Origin of the sequence: Lysobacter zhanggongensis, assembly GCF_046638635.1 — a bacterium.
GTDB lineage: Bacteria > Pseudomonadota > Gammaproteobacteria > Xanthomonadales > Xanthomonadaceae > Novilysobacter > Novilysobacter luteus.
On sequence record NZ_JBJXHK010000016.1, the window covers coordinates 1 to 16,345 of the forward strand.

Below are 16,345 nucleotides of genomic sequence, written 5' to 3' on the forward strand. Positions count from 1 at the left end.
CGGCGAGCGCCAGCGTGCGACCGCCCGGGCCGGCCCGTCGCGCGGGCGCGGACTGCGGCTGCTCCGCCTCGCCCGTACGCACCTGCTCCTCGCGCCGAAGGTCACCCAGGTAGTAGCCGAACACGGTCCCGGCAAGCACCCCGACCACCAGCACCTTCAGCAGGAACCGGACCGTGATCTCGCCACCCAGCACGTTGTAGACCAGCGCGATCAGGTCGCAGATCAGCACCGTCGCGGCCACGAACAGCGTCAGGTAAGTCAGCCAGCGCCGCACCGCCGACAGCCGGCGCGCGGGATTGGCCCGCTCCTCGCGAGCCAGCAGCCGGGCCACGAACAGGAAGACCGGCATCGCGATCACGAGCGACGCCACCGACCAGCGCATCGACTGCATCCGCCCGTCCACCATCCACGCCGCATCGGCCGCGTCGGGGAAGGCATGGTTGATCAGGTCGAACAGCAGGCTGCCCAGGTGCCAGGCCGACAGGTACAGCGCGGCGAACAGCAGCAGGTAGAGGAACGCGTCGCGCGGTGACAGGTACGGCTGCGGGCGTGGCACCGGCACCGGGAAGTCGATGTCCGCGTAGCCGGCGAGCACGCTGCGCACCTGCTCGGGTGGCCAGCCGGCCGAGGCGAGCGCCGCTTCGACCGCCTCGCGGCTGGCGCCACGGCCGAGCGCTTCGCGGACGAACAATTCGAGTTCCTGGGTGGCGGCGGCCATGGCGGTTCCTTCGATGGACTGTCCGCGGAAGCTAGCAAATCGCGCGGCGGCGGCGTGATTCGTCCGCCAACCTTCCGCTTCGTCGGCGCATCCCACGGTTCGTCACACCGGCCGCCATCCGCGCGTCCCTGCTCGCTATGCTCCGCCGCAATCACTCCCATCGGCCATTCCCGTGATCAAGAGCACCTTCTTCGTCCTGCGCCTTGCCATCGCCTGGATGCTGGCGATCTTCCTGGTCGCCGCGCTGTGGTCCAACCTGCCGCTGATCGGCTGGATCGAATGGCCGATCGTGCTCGCGGGCATGATCACGATGGCGCTGGTGGTGGCGGGCGCACTGTCGCACCTGGGCCGGGTCCGACTGATCACGGGGCGCATCGACAAGTCGACCCTGGCCAATCGGCAGCGCCGCCAGATCGAGATCCCGTTCGAGGCCGGCGAGGCGTTCGACCTGCTCGACGCCGCCATCCGCGAACTGCCGCGCATCGAACACGTCGAGAGTGCACGCGACAGCCTGCAGGTGCGCGCCCGGGTGGGACGTCCGAAGACCTACGGCGAGCATTCGATGGGCCGGTGGAACCCCTTGCTGTGGTGGTTCGGCATCCCGCGCAACCAGATCCTGGCCACCGTCACCCCGAGCCACGACAGCGGCAGCGTCACCCTGATCTGCGAGCCCGAGAGCCCGGCGTGGAGTGACTGGTTCCTGGTGGACGACGCAACCAACTACGAGAACGCCGAGGCGATCACCCGCGCGATCAGCCGCCGGGTCGCCGAGCGCCGCCGCGGCGAGAAGGCCGACGCCGCGCAGACCGCCACCGAGAAGGAACTCACCGTGGCCCGGTTGAGCCTGCTGCACGCGCAGGTCGAGCCGCACTTCCTCTACAACACGCTGGCCAGCGCCCAGTTGCTGACCCGCAGCGACCCGGCCCGCGCCGACCAGATGCTCGGCCACCTGATCCAGTACCTGCGCCGCTCGCTGCCCAGCGCCGACGAATCCATGTCGACCCTGGGCGCGGAGCTCGAGCGTGCGATCGCGTACCTGGAGATCCTCAAGATCCGGATGGGTGCGCGGCTGGCCGTGCAGGTGGACGTGCCCGAGCCGCTGCGCGCCACCCTGCTGCCGCCGATGATGCTGCAGACGCTGGTGGAGAACGCGATCAAGCACGGGCTGGAGCCGCGCACCGGCGGCGGCACCATCTGGATCCGCGCCCGCGCCACCGACGGCGACGTGGCGGTGACCGTGGCCGACGACGGCGACGGATTCAACACCAAGACCAGCGGCACCGGGATCGGCCTGAAGAACGTGCGCGAGCGCCTGCGGCTGGCGTTCGGGGGCGCCGCCTCGCTGGCGGTGGTGGCCAACTTCCCGACCGGTGTCGCCGCCACGCTCTCGGTGCCGGCCCGCTACGAGCGCGAGGCATCCCATGTCTGAGCACCTGCCCACCTGCATCGTCGCCGAGGACGAACCGCTGCTGCGGCGCGCCCTGCTCGACCAGCTCGCCGTCGCGTGGCCGCAACTGCAGGTCCTGGCCGAATGCGAGGACGGCGCCAGCGCGGTCGAGGCGCTGGCCGGGCACCGTCCCGACGTCGCTTTCCTCGACATCCGCATGCCCGGTCTGACCGGCCTGGACGTCGCCGCCGCCGCGGTCGAGGCCAGCCCGGCGACGCAGATCGTGTTCGTCACCGCCTACGACCAGTACGCGGTGGATGCGTTCGAGCGCGGCGCGGTCGACTACCTGCTCAAGCCGATCAAGCCCGAGCGCCTGGCCGCCACGGTCGAGCGCCTGCAGTCGCGCACCGGCAACAACGAGGCCGCGGCGCTGGCCGGCCTGCTGGAGCGCCTGGGCGCGCACGCCGGCATCAACCAGCACAACGACAACGCCGCGCCGCCGCTGACCTGGCTGACCGCGAGCGCCGGCCGCGAGACCCGCCTGATCCTGGTCGACGAGGTCGCGTACTTCCGCGCCGACAACAAGTACACCACCGTCGTGACCGCCGACGGCGAGGCGCTGCTGCGCACGCCGATCAAGGACCTGCTGGCCGCGCTGGACCCGACCACGTTCAAGCAGATCCACCGCTCGACCATCGTCAACCTGCGCGCGGTCGCCGGCGTGGTCCGCGACGACAGCGGCCGCGGCACCGTGCGGCTCAAGTCGCGCCCCGAGACCCTCGCCGTCAGCGCGCCGTTCATGGCGCTGTTCCGGCACATGTGAATCCGCTTTCCCGAGGTGATCCATGAACACGTTGCTTGCGTTGTGCGCTTTCGTGCTGTCCCTGGCCGGTGTCGACCTGGGCGCGGGCACGTTCGTCCACCAGTTGCGCGAAGGGGGCGCCGAGATCCTCCACAGCCGTGCGGTGGTGCAGGCCGGCGTGGGCCATTTCGAGTGCGTGCGCAGTGCCAGCGGGCGTTGCCATTACACCGTCTACCCGCGGGGTTGCGAACCTTCGGCCGAGTGCGGCGAGCATCCGCTCCGGCGTTTCGCGCTCGACAGTGGCGACAGCCGGCAGGTGACGGGGTTGGCCCACGTGCGCCTGTGCGTCGGGCCCGACGACCCGGCGCCACAGCGGACCTGCAAGCCGCCACGCGCCCTCGCACAACGCTGACCGCGACCCTACCGCGCGGGTGGCCGCCGGATGCGGCATCCTTGCGCGATGCCACTGCATCCGCTGATCCGCTCGCCCCGGCGCCTGTTCCTCCTGGCCGCGTCGCACCCGTCTGCGATGCTGCTGGCGGCGCAGTTGCTCAGCCTGCTGCTGTACCCGGCCATGGATGCCACGCGCGACGGCCGGGTGGTGTTCGGCGCGGTTGCGCTGGTGGTGGTGCCGCTCACGGTCTGGGTGGTGCGCAGCAGCCGCTCGGTGAACTGGGTCGCCTGGGCGCTGGCGATCCCCGCGATCGTGCTGTCGCTGACGGCGATCGCGCTCGACCGCCCGGGCCTGGTGGCCGGCTCGGCGGCGCTGGAGTCGGCGCTGTACTTCTACGCGGCCGCCGCGCTGATCCGTTACATGCTCGACGACCACCGGGTCAGCGTCGACGAGCTGTTCGCCGCGGCCGCAACGTTCACCCTGCTCGCGTGGGGCTTCGCCTACGCGTTCCTGGTGTGCGAGGCGCTCTACCCCGGCAGCTTCACCGGCATGGTCGAACCCGAACGGCCACGCCGCTGGATCGAACTGCTGTTCCTGAGCTTCGCGACGCTGTCGGGGACCGGTAACGGCGACATCCTGCCGATCGGCGCACAGGCCCGGGCACTGGTGATGCTCGAACAGTTCGCCGGCGTGGGCTACATCGCGGCGGTGGTCGGCCGGGTGATCGGCCTGACCCTGATCCGCGAGCAGCGCCGTCGCGACCGCTAGCGCGGCGCCGCCTTACCCGCCGCGATCCAGGGTCACCCGCAGCACGGGCATCGTCGTGACGTCATCGATGCCCTTGAACGCCGCGATGCGCTCGCGCAGGTCGGCCAGCATCGATGGCGTGTCGGCCTGCACCAGCACCAGCATGTCGATCTCCCCGGCGACGCTGTGGCAGGTCCGCACCGCCGGCAGCTCGACCAGCAGCGGCATCACGTCGTCGCAGCTGAAGCCGTCGGCGTAACGCAGCAGCAACCAGGCCTGAAGCGGGTCGCCGCCGCTGCCCAAGCGCACGGTGTACTGCGCGATGACACCGGCCGATTCGAGCCGGTGCACGCGCTCCTGCACCGCGCTGCGCGACAGCCCGACCGCCTTCGCGAGGGCGACCGTCGACAACCGCGCGTTGTCCTGCAGCAATGCGATGAGCTTGCGGTCGGTGGCGTCGAGGGTCTTCATGGGCCGGCAGAGCGGTGGCGTCACCGGCATTCTGCCGGGTTGAGACCGGCGCGCGCACGCGCGCATCGTGGCGGCCCACCCAACGCGACTGATCCCGATGACCCGTGTCCTGGACGTACCCACCGCATTGATTCCGATCGACGTGCAACAGGCGTTCGACATGGAGGCCAGCAGCAACCCGGCGATGGAAGCCAACGGCCTGCGCCTGCTATCGGCGTGGCGCGGCACCGGCCGGCCGCTGATCCACGTGCGGCATGACTCGGTGCAGCCGGGCTCGCCGTTCCAGCCAGGCCAGCCCGGCAACGGGTTGCGGTCGGGCTTCGAACCACGCGACGACGAGCCACTGGTGAGCAAGTCGGTCAACGCCGCGTTCATCGGCACCGACCTGGACCTGCAGCTGCGTCGCCTGGGCGTGCAGCAGGTCGTGCTGTTCGGCATGACCACCGACATGTGCGTGTCGACCAGCGCGCGCGTGGCCGCGAACCTCGGCTACCGCACCGTCATCGTCGGTGATGCGACCGCGTGCTTCGACCAGGCTGGCCCGGATGGCGGTACCGTTCCGGCGGCCGACCTCCATCGTGCGCACCTGGCGACGCTGCATGCCGAGTTCGGCATCGTCGTCACCACCGACGACGTCGTCGCGTGCATCACAGCAACCGGTTGAGCGATCGCGCATGCCATCGGCGTCGACGCATCTTGTAGGCTTGCCGGTCCGCCATTCGCGAGACATCGCATGCGTCTGACCCGTACCGCCATCGCCGCGGCCGTGCTGGCATTGGCCGGCTGCGCAAGTGCACCGGTCCTGCAAGCACCCCCGGTCGAAATCACCGGAGAGCAGGTGACGGAGTACTGGACCCCGGTCCACGACACGATCATGCGCCCCATGGGCCAGTCCCGGCTGCGGTCGGGCGAAGTGCGGCCGCACGCGGACAAGGTCACGGTCACCTACCTGATCGATTCCAACGGCCGGGTGCACGACGCGCGCGTGGTCTCCGCTGAACCAGCGAACGCCTACGCCGGCTGGGCGGTGGACGCGATCAGTGCGTTCTCCTACCGGCCCGCGCCGGACAACCCGGGGCGGGTGCCGGTGAAGCCGACCCAGACGCTGACCCTGCTGCCTGGGCCGCCACCGACACCCTGACGCAACCGCCCACAGGCTCAGTCCCGCTTGCGCGCGGGCAGTACCCAGTCGGGCCGGATGAAGTGGCAGGTGTACCCATCGGGGTAACGCTCGAGGTAGTCCTGGTGCTCGGGCTCGGCCTCCCAGAAGTCGCCGACCGGTGCGAGCTCGGTAACCACCTTGCCCGGCCACAGGCCGGACGCCTCGACGTCGGCGATGGTGTCCTCGGCGATGCGCTGCTGCTCCGGCGAGGTGTAGTAGATCGCCGAGCGGTAGGACATGCCGCGGTCGTTGCCTTGCCGGTCCGGCGTGGTCGGGTCGTGGATCTGGAAGAAGAACTCCAGCAACCGGCGGAAACTCGTCCGCTGCGGGTCGAACACGATCTCGATCGCTTCGGCGTGGGTGCCATGGTTGCGGTAGGTCGCATTGGGCACGTCGCCGCCGCTGTACCCCACGCGCGTGGACACCACGCCTTCCTGCTTGCGGATCAGGTCCTGCATGCCCCAGAAGCATCCCCCGGCCAGCACGGCGCGCTCGGTGTTCATCCCTCGCCCTCCTGCACCTGGTCGAGGTAGGCGCCGTAGCCCTGCGCTTCCATCTCTTCGCGCGGGACGAACCGCAGGGACGCGGAGTTGATGCAGTAGCGCAAGCCGCCGCGATCCATCGGGCCGTCCGGGAACACGTGGCCGAGGTGGCTGTCGCCATGGGTCGAGCGCACCTCGGTGCGGATCATCCCGTGCGAGGTGTCGCGGATCTCGTTGACGTGCGCCGGCTCGATCGGCCGGGTGAAGCTCGGCCAGCCGCAGCCGGATTCGAACTTGTCGCTGGAGGCGAACAGCGGCTCGCCCGAAACGATGTCGACGTAAATGCCGGGCTTCTTGTTGGCGAGGTACTCGCCGGTGCCGGGGTGTTCGGTGCCACTCTGCTGGGTGACGCGGAATTGCTCCGGCGTCAGCCGGGCGATGGCGTCGGGGTCCTTGCGGTAGTCGGGCATGGCGTGATCCTGCAACGACGGGGGTCCTGGATGGATGGGGACCCGCCGCCGGAACTCAATGTCACCCGCCGGATGCCATGTCCGGAAACGGCGAGAACCACAGGCCCGCCGCGCATACCGTGGTCACACCCCAACCCACGCGAACCGACGCACATGGACTACCGCATTACCGGTCTCTCCCCTGAACCCTTCGAGCCGCTGTTCGGCCTGTCCGACGCAGCGTTGGCCCGGCATGGCGCGCAACGCTGGGTCGCCGGACCCGACTCGCGCCTGCCGGACCGCATCGGGATGCGCGACGCCGAGCCGGGCGAGACGCTGCTGCTGGTCAACCACGTGCACCAGCCGGCCGACACGCCGTACCGCGCCAGCCACGCGATCTTCGTGCGCGAGGGCGCGACGCAGGCCTACGACCGGGTCGGTGTCGTACCCGAGGTGATGCGCAGCCGCATGCTTTCGCTGCGTGCCTTCGACCGCGCGCACCTGATGGTCGATGCCGAACTGGTTGATGGCCGCGAGAGCGAAGCCGCGATCCGGCGCCTGCTGGCCGACGCGCGTGTCGAGTACCTGCAGGCGCACTACGCCACGCGGGGCTGCTACGCCGGGCACATCGCCCGCGCCTGACTCACATTTCCCGGCGGACCGTCGGCTCGTCGCCTTCGGTATCCGCGTCGAGGCCGGGCGCGTCGGCAGCTTCCTCCGACGCGCCGGCATCCTGGTTGCCAGCTTCGTCATCGGTGCGCCCGAGCATTGGCAGGACGACCGCAACGATCCAGTAGCCGACCACCAGTCCGCCGATGACCACGACGATCTCGGTCCCGGTCATGGGGCCGCCTCCAACTGCAGGCGCGCCCGCTGTTCGCCGAGGCGGCCGACCGTCGCGCCGTCCGGCGGCAGGTAGGACAGCATGTCGTCGATGCGGTGCGCCGCGGCCCGGCGCAGACGGCGGTGGCCTTCCTCGCCGAACACCCGCCGGGCATCGTGCAAGCGGACCCGCTTGATCCGCCCGCTCAGCTTGCGGACGATATTGATCGCGAACGGCGCACACAACGCGCACTCCAGCGCGAGCGACGTGACCGCCGCCGCCGGCAGTTCCAGCACGTGCCGGTACCGCCACAACCGCCACGCGATCGAACCGATCACCGCATACACCGCCACCATCCATGCCAGCAGCTCGGCACCGGTGCCGAAGGTGCGGAGCACCAGCGGCAACCCGGGGAAGAACAGCATCAGCAGCACCGTCGCGCGCCGCCCGAACGGTCGCAGCGCGGCGAGGAAATGCCGGGTGTCGTTGCCGGGCGGCACGCGCTCACAAGCGAGCCGCTCGACCGAAACCGGCAGCAGCGCCCGCCACGGTCGCAGCAGGTCGGGCAGCAGCGGGCGGCGGCCGGAAACCAGCACGGCGGCGCCATCGCGTGCGCGCCACCGGTTGCCCCGGCCTTCCAGCATGAACTCGTCGGCATACAGCAGCCGGCCGGCGTCGAACGCGTACAGCGCGAACGCGCCCGCCACCAGCAGCAGCTCGCCGGCCGGGATCACCGGCGGTCTTTCTTCTTGAACAGCGACTTGAGCCAGACGCCCAGCCCAACCAGACCGGCCAGCAGGAGTTTCCAGCTGGCCGCCAGGAACGCCGCGATCGCGCCGAAGAAGCCCTTCTTGCCCGCCACCGCGACCGCGCCGCCGGTGATCAGCGCGGCCAGTCCGTACTCGGCAACGCGGTCGCCGGGAACGTAGTCGGCGTAGCGCTCGCCGGCGTTGTAGGCAAAGCCGTCCATGCTCGACTTGAACTCGGCCAGGCCGGTCTCGAAGTTGTCCGGCCGTGCGACCACCTGCACGCTCATCGTGCCCTTCCGCCCCAGCACGCGCGTGTTGTAGTTGATGGTGACGTTGCCCGACGCCGGCTCGGTCAGCCGCGTCGCCCATTCCAGCGCGCGTGTCTCGGCGTTGTAACGCGGCGGCACCTGCCAGCCGTCGATATGCAGCTCCGGCCAGCCGCGGCTGCGGCGCTCCTCGTTGGAGGCTTCCTGGCCTTCGCGCAGCGTGGCGAGCAGCGCATCGGCATCGAGTGCTTCGGTGTCCTTGACGTAGCCTTCGTCGTAGAACGAAAAGTACGCCTCCCACTCGTCCGTGGTCGGCCCGAACAGGTACTCCTCGCCGGACGGGATGTTCTCGGTCCACTCGACGTAGCGACGCGTCTCGTCGGCATCGAGGAAGACATAGCCCTCCGGGATCTGGATCGCCGCGCGCTTGCCGATGGCACCGGTCGAGGGCCCGCGCTGCCAGTCGAACTCGACCGCCGGCGCGCCCCCTTCCTGCGCCTGCACCGTACCGCCCGTCCACAGCACTGCCAGCAGCCCTGCGGCCGCAAGAAACTTCTTCATTCCCCTTCCCCTGTCAGTCAGTCCGTCGATGTGCGGCGCGCCATCCCCATGGCGCCCGGCCGCACCGGATCATCGCCGCTCGCACGGGCACTTGTCACCTTGCCGCCCCCACGGCAGGCCGATCGTCAGTGCGCGGGCTGCGTGGAGCCGCCGCGCATCCGGCGCACCACTGCGACGATGGCGACCACCAGCGCCCCCACCGCCATGCCGACCACCGCATTGCCCAGCGACGCAAGCAGGGTGCCGGCCAGCCCTTCGGGCACCAACCCTTCCAACCAGTGGGCCAGCGCCGGGATCGAGTGGACCAGGATGCCGCCGCCCACCAGGAACATCGCGGCGGTGCCGGCGATGGACAGGAACTTCATCAACCAGGGCGCGCTGTACACCAGCGCCCGGCCAATCACGGCGCGCGCGCCGCCCTTCTCGGTCAAATGCACGCCGGCATCGTCCATCTTGACGATGCCGGCGACCAGTCCGTACACGCCGACGGTAATCGCCAGCGCGATGGCCACCAGCACCAGCGCCTGCTGCAGGAAGGGACGGCCTTCCACCACCCCCAGCGACAGCACGATGATCTCCGCCGAGAGGATGAAATCGGTGCGGATGGCGCCCTTGATCTTGTCCTTCTCGTACGCGACCAGGTCGACCTTCTCGTCGGCGACCGCCTTGACCAGCTCGCCGTGCTTCTGGGCGTCCTCTTCCCTGGAGTGCAGGAAGCGGTGCGCCAGCTTTTCCATCCCCTCGTACACCAGGTAGGTGCCGCCGATCATCATCAACGGGGTGATCAGCACCGGCAGCCAGGCGCTGATGGCCAGCGCCGCCGGCACCAGGATCGCCTTGTTCTTGAACGACCCCTTGGCCACCGCCCACACCACCGGCAACTCACGCGAGGCCTTCACCCCGGTCACCTGCTGGGCATTGAGCGCCAGGTCGTCGCCGAGGACACCGGCGGTCTTCTTGGCGGCGAGCTTGGTCAGGATGGCGACGTCGTCGAGGAGGGTGGCGATGTCGTCGAGAAGCGTGAACAGGGTGGCGCCGGCCATGCGGACTCCGTGGTGCGACGGGGCGGGCATTGTGCCCGGCGCGGGTGTCATCCCGGCGCGATGGCCGGATCCGCCCCGCCGGCAAGACTGTGCCGTAGCCGGCAACGACAAAGCCCGGGCGTCACCCGGGCCTTGTCTGGCAAAGCGGTCGAACCTCGACGGTCGGCCCTTGCTTGCGACCGCGATCCGTTGGCGATCCCGCGTCGGCCTACTTGCGGATCACCTGCTCATGCTCGTCCAGCGCTTCGGCCAGGCCCGGCACGCCATCGGCGCCGGTCGGCACGCTGATGCTGGAGCCCTCGAAGTCGCTGCCGATCGGCTGTGCGCGGCCGCCGAGGCACTGGGCCAGGAAGCCTTCGGCCACCGCATTGAACGCCTTGCTGTTCTCCGGCCGCGCGAAGCCATGGCCTTCGTCGGGGAACAGCACGTAGGTCACCGGGATGTCGTTGGCGGTCATTGCCTTGACGATCTGGTCGGACTCGTCCTGCTTGACCCGCGGATCGTTGGCGCCCTGGCCGATCAGCAGCGGCTTGCTGATCCGGTCGGCCCGGGTCAGCGGCGAACGCTCGGTGAGCCACGCCTTGCCTTCCTCGGTGCGCGGGTCGCCCATGCGTTTGGTCAGCTGCTCGTAGAAGCTGGCCCAGTACGGCGGGACCGTGCCCAGCAGGGTGTTGAGGTTGGAGGGGCCGACGATGTCGACGCCGCACGCGAACGCGTCGGGAGTAAAGGTCAGCCCGGCCAACGTCGCGTAGCCACCGTAGCTGCCGCCCATGATCGCGACCTGGTCGGCGGTGGTGACGCCGGCATCGACCGCCCATTGCACCGCGTCGATCAGGTCGTCGTGCATCTTGCCGGCCCACTCGCCGTTGCCGGCGTTGGTGAAGTCCTTGCCGAAGCCAGTGGAGCCGCGGAAGTTGACCGACAACGTGGCGTAGCCGCGGTTGGCCAGCCACTGGTCGTAGCTGCTGTAGCCGTAGCTGTCGCGCGCCCACGGGCCGCCGTGGACGAACAGCACCAGCGGCACCGGCGCATCGGCCTTGCCGTCGTTGTCGGCATCGGCGCTCTTGGGCAGCGACAGGTAGCTGACCAGTGTCTTGCCGTCGCGCGAGCGGATCTCCTGCGGCCACATCGGCACCAGCGGCTTGCCTTCCAGCTCGGGTCGCGCGGAGAACAGCTTGGTCAGCGTGCCGCCGGCGCCGCGGTCGTAGCGGTAGTACGACACCGGGTCCTCGGCCGCCGCGTAGGTCACGATCCAGGTGTTGTCGTCGTGGGTGCGGCTGTTGACGCCGATCTCGCCCGGCCCGATCGCCTGCAGCTTCTCCAGGTCGGCCTTGATGGCGGGGTCGACCGCCTGCCACTCCTCGCGCAGGTAGTTGACCGACACCGCCTGCACCTCGCCGGTGCGCGGGTGGGTCAGCGACTGGCCGACGTCGGCGCGCGCATCCTCACGCACCAGCGTGCGCTCGCCGCTCGCGACGTCGACCGCGTACAGCGCGGCGGTGTCGCGGCCGCGCGAGTCGAGCATGTAGAGGGTGTCGCCGTCGGTGGTCAGGCCGGCCGGCGCGGTGGTGAGCGAGTCCTCGAACGGAATGTCGGACTGCACTTTCCAGCCGCCCTGGCCGTCGGGCTGCAGGATGTCGCTGCCACCGTCGGGCCGTGCGCGGGTCGCGTAGCGCAGGGTGTAGCTGTCGTCGACGAGGTAGTTGCCGATCCTGTCGTCGTTCTTCTCCAGCAGGGTGCGCTCGCCGGTGGCGAGGTCGACCTTGTACAGGTCGTGCCAGGCCGGGTCGCGGTCGTTCATGCCGACCAGGATCGTGCCGGGCTGCGAGTGGCTGGCCGCCACCACCTGCGCGGTGGTCTTCGGGAACGGCGTGAGGTCGGTCTCCTCGCCAGTGGCGATGTTGACGCTGTAGAGGTGGAAGTCCTCGTCGCCGCCGGTGTCGCGCAGGTACAGCAGCGTGTCGGGCTGGTAGGACCAGAAGTAGCGGCGGATGCCGCGGGCATCGTCGTCGGTAACCGCACGCGCCTGAGCCGGGTTGTCGGCCGGGGCGACCCAGACGTTCATGACGCCGTCGACCGGCGCGATCCAGCTCAGGGTCTTCCCGTCTGGGCTGATCATCACCAGCGCGCGCTCGGGGTTGCCGAACAGGGCATCGCGCGAAATCAGCTCGACGTCGGCGACGCGCTCGGCAGCACTCGGCGCCGTCTGCGCGGTCTGGGCAAGCGCGGTGGAGATCGACATCGCCAGGACAAGGCCGGCGATCCGGGGCAATTGCTTTTGCATGTGCGGCTCCATGGGTGCGGCGGTCCCGGGATGAGACCTGCCGGGCAGTAGATACCTATCCCGACCCCGGTTCATCCCCCAGAGGTTGGGGCTCCGGTGGCACCCGGCGGCGCCTCGCATGCAAAAGGCCCGGGCTTCCACCCGGGCCTCCTGGTTCTGCTGAAGGCGGATCAGGCCTTCTTTTCGTCCGCGATCCACTGGTCGATCTTGCGCTCCAGCAGGGTCAGCGGCAGGGCGCCGCCGCCGAGCACGGCGTCGTGGAACTCACGGATGTCGAAGTCGTCACCCAGCTCCTTCTCGGCGCGCGCGCGCAGCTCCTGGATCTTGATCATGCCGATCTTGTAGCTGGTCGCCTGGCCCGGCCAGGTGATGTAACGGCGCACCTCGGCCTCGACCGCTTCCAGCGGAATCGAGCTGTTGGCGGCGAAGTAGTCGACCGCCTGCTTCTGCGTCCAGCCCTTGGCGTGCAGGCCGGTGTCGACCACCAGCCGGATCGCGCGCCACATCTCCGAGGTCAGCCGGCCGTACTCGGAGTACGGGTCCGTGTAGGTGCCCGGCATCTCGCGCGCCAGCCATTCCGAGTACAGGCCCCAACCTTCCGAGTACGCGCTGAAGCCGGCCTGCTTGCGGAACTCCGGCACGCCTTCCAGCTCCTGCGCGATGGCGATCTGCATGTGGTGGCCCGGCAGGCCCTCGTGGTACGCGATGACCTCCAGCTCGGTCTTCGGCATCGCGTTCATGTCGGACAGGTGGGCGTAGTAGATGCCCGGGCGCGAGCCGTCGGGCGTGCTCGGGTAGTAGTGCTGCGCCGCGCCGGCCACCTCGCGGAACGGCTCGACCCGCTTGACCACCAGGTCGGCCTTGGGCAGCAGGCCGAAGTAGTTCGGCAGCTGCTTCTTGATCGTATCGATCGCCGCGGTGGCGTCGTCGATGTAGGCCTGGCGGCCGGCGCCGGTGTCGGGGTACTTGAACTGCGGGTCGGTGCGGATGAAGTGGAAGAACGCCTTGAGATCACCCTTGAAGCCGACCCGGTCCTTCAGCGCCTCCATCTCGCCGCGGATGCGGGTCACCTCGTCCAGGCCGATCTGGTGGACCTGGTCGGGGGTGAGGTTGGTGGTGGTCGATGCGGCCAGGCGCTGCGCGTAGTACGCCTTGCCGTTGGGATGGGTCGTGCCCACGCCCGACGGATTGACCAGCGCATTCGGCAGGTCGGCCTTGAACCACGCCAGCACCTCGTCGTAGGCCGGCTTGACCGCCTCCACCAGCGCGGCGCGGGCCTCGGCCTTCAGCTCGGTGGCGCGGGCGGCGTCGATCTTGCCGGCCTTGACCAGCGCATCGGCCTTGGCCTGCGCGTCGGCCCACAGCGCGCTGTCGGCGCCATCGGTGAATGGCGCGCCGGTGACGACCTTGGTGCCCTGCTCGATCACGCCTTCATGGGCGAAGCGCGGCGGGCGGATGCCCTGCTCGGCCGAATCGCGCACGTGGTCCATCAGCTGGCCGAACGCACGCGGCACCTCGCGCAGGCGCGCGATGTAGGCGGTGTAGTCGGACTCGTCGTCAACCTTGTGGAAGCCGATCATGAAGGTCGGCATCTGCGACTGCATGCCGCCCATCTGCTCGAACGGGTAGCCGTGCGCGGTGAACTGGTCGGCGGCCTTCGCGTTCTGCACCTGGTACTCGAACAGGTCCCACGACAGCTTGGCGGTGTCGCCCAGCGCGTCGTAGTCGAAGGTCGACTTCATCTCGTCCAGCGCGGCCACCATCCAGGCCAGCTGCTTCTTGCCGGCCTCGCGCGACATGTCGTCGAGCTCGGAGTAGCGGTCCTTGCGGCCGAGGAAGGTCATCTGGATCGGGCTGAACTGCAGTTGCTCCTCGTACTTGCGCTCGAACCACGCATTGATGCGCGCGTCCTCGGACGTGGCGGCGGCCTGCGCGGTGGTGGTGGCCGGCGCAGTCTCGAGTGACGACGGCGGAGTGCTGGCGCACGCGGCCAGCAGGGCCAGGGACAGGGCGGAAACGACAAGAACGCGGCGCATGGGCACTCCGTGGTCGGACGGGAGCCAGGCCCCCGGGAACGCCGATCATGCCGCAGGGTCGGGACGGGCGCAGCCTGCCGGAAGGCATGGTGCGGACGGGATGTGGGTCAGAATCCCCGCATGACACGTCTACTGGAATCGCTGGACCTGCACGTCGTCGGTATCGCGGCGATGGTCCTGGTGCTCGCGCTGATCCTGCCGCTGGCGTGGGTGCCGTGGCTGGTGGCGGTGGTGCCGCTGGGGCGCGTGGCGACCCGCGCCGGCGACCTGCGACGCTCGGGCACCTCGCCGGTGCCGCACCTGCTGGTCAACGGCGCGGTGGTGGCGCTGGCCACGGCGCTGGCGTTCCTGTTCTCGCCGGCGTGATGTGGTGCCGCGGTGGGCTACGCGGCTGCGCCCATCACCCACGCCGTCAGCGGGTTGCCCGGGTCGGCCAGCAGCTTGACCGTCAGCGCAAGCGCCATCACCACCAGCAGCGGCCGGATCACCCGGCCACCGACGCGCAATGCCAGGTGTGCCCCCACCTGGCCACCGGCGATGCTCGCCACCGCCATCAGCAGGCCGATCGCCCACAACACGTAGCCACCGATCACCAGCGTGATCAGCGCGGCGATGTTGCTGGCCAGGTTGAGGAACTTGGTGTGCGCCGTGGCCGAGACCAGCCCCATGCCGAACAGCGCGACCAGCGCGGTGGTCAGGAACGACCCGGTGCCCGGGCCGAAGAAGCCGTCGTAGAAGCCAATCGCCGTCGCGATGCCGACCAGCGCACCGGTGCCGAAGCGGCTGTGGCGGTCCTCTTCGGAGGCCTTCGGCGCGACGGTGAAGTAGATCACCATCAGGACCAGCAGCACCGGGATCAAACCGGCCAGGAACGCGGGATCGATCCGCTGCAACGTCCACGCGCCGACCACCGAACCGACGAACGCGCCGATCGCCGGCCGCGCGAACCGCCGGAAGTCGATGCGCCCCTTGCGCGCAAAGGCGACCACCGCGCTGGCGGTGCCGAAGCTGCTCTGCAGTTTGTTGGTGGCGATCGCCTGCACTGGCGGCACGCCGACGGCCATCAGCGCGGGGATGGTGAGCAGCCCGCCGCCACCGGCAATCGCATCGATGACACCGGCGATGAAGGCCACCCCCATCAGCAGAACAATGACATCGACGCCAAATTCCATGGAGTCTGGTTCCGGTTCGGTCTAGGCGACCGGTACTACGCCGCGATATCGACGTACTCGAAAGTGCACCCCGACCCTGCTTTGCAGTGCCGGGCCCCGGCTCAGCGGTCGGAGCCGGGCGTGCGCAGCGCCTTCGGCGGAATGAGCGCGTCCAACTCGACCGCCATGTCCTTCAGGTCCTTCATCTGCGGACCCGCAAATGGTGGCTCCTGCACGCTTTCCGCAAGAGCGCTGAACCCTTCCGACCCGGGCACCGTGATCATGGCCGAGAGCCGCTTGCTCTTGGCAGTGCTCTCGTCACGGGTCCAGATCGGATAGGCCACCCGTGCATCTGCCGAGCGCACCGCGCCGGTTCCTTCCAGGATCTCGTAGAACCTCTGCCGCGCCTCGCTGTCGCTGCTGCCTTTCAGCGTGGGCACGATCTTGACCGTCAGATGCTCGCTTCCATCCTTGGACCGCCACGAGCAGTTCGTGTTCCATCGCGTCGTCTGCATCGTGATCTCGAAGCCCGGCTCGCGCGCCAGCCAGTCACGGACGACACCCTGGATCTCTGGGGAATCGCATGCCAGCACCGGCACCCGGGACATCTGGCTGGGCCAATCGTCGGCCTGCGCCGGGCTGGCCATGAAGCTCATCGCAATGCCGAGGGTCAGAGCGGCTCGTATCGTGTTCATCACGTTCCATTGAGATCGGGCGTCGCGGCTGCAGTATCCCTGCCCTGCCCGGTGAGAACAATGTTGCGCCAACCGCAGCAGCGCGACATCGCCCTTCGCAGGACGTGGTCGGCGGTTCGACGTAG

The 16,345-nt window shown here is 69.4% G+C and carries 20 protein-coding genes; 8 read left to right on the forward strand and 12 right to left on the reverse strand.

Annotated features, from left to right (window positions below):
* A partial coding sequence (locus tag ACKVMH_RS04520) for a DUF5671 domain-containing protein (protein ID WP_412699407.1) occupies nt 1–718 on the reverse strand: 718 nt, incomplete at its 3' end.
* 172 nt (nt 719–890) lie between these two features.
* Here ACKVMH_RS04520 and ACKVMH_RS04525 point away from each other — a divergent pair.
* Genes ACKVMH_RS04525 through ACKVMH_RS04540 form a run of 4 tightly spaced genes read left to right on the forward strand, consistent with a single transcriptional unit; the run spans nt 891 to nt 4,069 of the window.
* The gene (locus ACKVMH_RS04525; RefSeq protein ID WP_251370621.1) at nt 891–2,147 is read left to right on the forward strand and encodes a sensor histidine kinase; all 1,257 of its coding nucleotides are present in this window, start codon (nt 891–893) and stop codon (nt 2,145–2,147) included.
* Nucleotides 2,140–2,928, forward strand: coding sequence for a LytR/AlgR family response regulator transcription factor (locus ACKVMH_RS04530; RefSeq protein WP_412699408.1), 789 nt, complete (start codon nt 2,140–2,142; stop codon nt 2,926–2,928). The genes ACKVMH_RS04525 and ACKVMH_RS04530 overlap by 8 nt, the downstream gene beginning before the upstream one ends.
* A gap of 22 nt (nt 2,929–2,950) precedes the next feature.
* Nucleotides 2,951–3,319, forward strand: a complete 369-nt coding sequence (locus tag ACKVMH_RS04535; RefSeq protein WP_215219395.1) for a hypothetical protein — start codon at nt 2,951–2,953, stop codon at nt 3,317–3,319.
* A gap of 48 nt (nt 3,320–3,367) precedes the next feature.
* Entirely contained in the window at nt 3,368–4,069 is a 702-nt protein-coding gene (locus ACKVMH_RS04540; RefSeq protein ID WP_215219394.1) for an ion channel, read from the forward strand.
* 12 nt (nt 4,070–4,081) lie between these two features.
* On the opposite strand, the gene ACKVMH_RS04545 is transcribed toward ACKVMH_RS04540, so the two are convergent.
* Nucleotides 4,082–4,519 (reverse strand): Lrp/AsnC family transcriptional regulator, encoded by a 438-nt coding sequence (locus ACKVMH_RS04545; RefSeq protein ID WP_215219393.1) that lies wholly within the window; start codon nt 4,517–4,519, stop codon nt 4,082–4,084.
* A 97-nt stretch (nt 4,520–4,616) separates the two neighbouring features.
* On the opposite strand from ACKVMH_RS04545, the gene ACKVMH_RS04550 reads away from it, so the two are divergent.
* Together ACKVMH_RS04550 and ACKVMH_RS04555 are read left to right on the forward strand one after the other, a co-directional pair.
* Nucleotides 4,617–5,183, forward strand: a complete 567-nt coding sequence (locus ACKVMH_RS04550) for a cysteine hydrolase family protein (RefSeq protein WP_412699409.1) — start codon at nt 4,617–4,619, stop codon at nt 5,181–5,183.
* Between the two features lie 69 nt (nt 5,184–5,252).
* A complete protein-coding gene (locus ACKVMH_RS04555; protein WP_412699410.1) occupies nt 5,253–5,660 on the forward strand; it encodes an energy transducer TonB in 408 nt (135 codons plus the stop codon).
* 17 nt (nt 5,661–5,677) lie between these two features.
* Here ACKVMH_RS04555 and msrA read toward each other — a convergent pair whose 3' ends face one another.
* Nucleotides 5,678–6,184 (reverse strand): peptide-methionine (S)-S-oxide reductase MsrA, encoded by a 507-nt coding sequence (msrA, locus tag ACKVMH_RS04560; protein WP_412699411.1) that lies wholly within the window; start codon nt 6,182–6,184, stop codon nt 5,678–5,680.
* The gene (gene msrB / locus ACKVMH_RS04565) at nt 6,181–6,633 is read right to left on the reverse strand and encodes a peptide-methionine (R)-S-oxide reductase MsrB (protein ID WP_215219389.1); all 453 of its coding nucleotides are present in this window, start codon (nt 6,631–6,633) and stop codon (nt 6,181–6,183) included. The genes msrA and msrB overlap by 4 nt, the downstream gene beginning before the upstream one ends.
* A 153-nt stretch (nt 6,634–6,786) precedes the next feature.
* On the opposite strand from msrB, the gene ACKVMH_RS04570 reads away from it, so the two are divergent.
* The gene (locus tag ACKVMH_RS04570; protein WP_412699412.1) at nt 6,787–7,254 is read left to right on the forward strand and encodes a DUF1203 domain-containing protein; all 468 of its coding nucleotides are present in this window, start codon (nt 6,787–6,789) and stop codon (nt 7,252–7,254) included.
* A gap of 1 nt (nt 7,255) precedes the next feature.
* On the opposite strand, the gene ACKVMH_RS04575 is transcribed toward ACKVMH_RS04570, so the two are convergent.
* From ACKVMH_RS04575 to ACKVMH_RS04600, 6 genes are all read right to left on the reverse strand, one after another.
* Nucleotides 7,256–7,456: a hypothetical protein gene (locus tag ACKVMH_RS04575; protein ID WP_215219387.1), complete on the reverse strand. Its 201-nt coding sequence runs from the start codon at nt 7,454–7,456 to the stop codon at nt 7,256–7,258.
* Nucleotides 7,453–8,169 (reverse strand): hypothetical protein, encoded by a 717-nt coding sequence (locus ACKVMH_RS04580; RefSeq protein ID WP_412699413.1) that lies wholly within the window; start codon nt 8,167–8,169, stop codon nt 7,453–7,455. The genes ACKVMH_RS04575 and ACKVMH_RS04580 overlap by 4 nt, the downstream gene beginning before the upstream one ends.
* Entirely contained in the window at nt 8,166–9,011 is an 846-nt protein-coding gene (locus tag ACKVMH_RS04585; RefSeq protein ID WP_412699414.1) for a DUF2167 domain-containing protein, read from the reverse strand. The genes ACKVMH_RS04580 and ACKVMH_RS04585 overlap by 4 nt, the downstream gene beginning before the upstream one ends.
* 125 nt (nt 9,012–9,136) lie before the next feature.
* Complete coding sequence (locus ACKVMH_RS04590; protein ID WP_412699415.1) at nt 9,137–10,054, reverse strand: DUF808 domain-containing protein; 918 nt, start codon at nt 10,052–10,054, stop codon at nt 9,137–9,139.
* A gap of 208 nt (nt 10,055–10,262) precedes the next feature.
* Nucleotides 10,263–12,296, reverse strand: a complete 2,034-nt coding sequence (locus ACKVMH_RS04595; protein ID WP_412699436.1) for a S9 family peptidase — start codon at nt 12,294–12,296, stop codon at nt 10,263–10,265.
* Between the two features lie 212 nt (nt 12,297–12,508).
* A complete protein-coding gene (locus tag ACKVMH_RS04600; RefSeq protein ID WP_412699416.1) occupies nt 12,509–14,374 on the reverse strand; it encodes a DUF885 domain-containing protein in 1,866 nt (621 codons plus the stop codon).
* 120 nt (nt 14,375–14,494) lie between these two features.
* Between ACKVMH_RS04600 and ACKVMH_RS04605 the strand changes: the two genes are divergently transcribed.
* Nucleotides 14,495–14,740 (forward strand): hypothetical protein, encoded by a 246-nt coding sequence (locus ACKVMH_RS04605; RefSeq protein WP_215219381.1) that lies wholly within the window; start codon nt 14,495–14,497, stop codon nt 14,738–14,740.
* Nucleotides 14,741–14,757: 17 nt separating this feature from the next.
* Here the strand turns inward: ACKVMH_RS04605 and ACKVMH_RS04610 are convergent, their stop codons facing one another.
* Together ACKVMH_RS04610 and ACKVMH_RS04615 are read right to left on the reverse strand one after the other, a co-directional pair.
* Nucleotides 14,758–15,546 carry a TSUP family transporter gene (locus ACKVMH_RS04610; protein WP_412699417.1) on the reverse strand — a complete coding sequence of 263 codons (789 nt, stop codon included), beginning with the start codon at nt 15,544–15,546 and terminating at the stop codon, nt 14,758–14,760.
* A gap of 101 nt (nt 15,547–15,647) precedes the next feature.
* Nucleotides 15,648–16,220: a hypothetical protein gene (locus tag ACKVMH_RS04615; RefSeq protein ID WP_412699418.1), complete on the reverse strand. Its 573-nt coding sequence runs from the start codon at nt 16,218–16,220 to the stop codon at nt 15,648–15,650.
* Between the last annotated feature and the right edge of the window lie 125 nt (nt 16,221–16,345).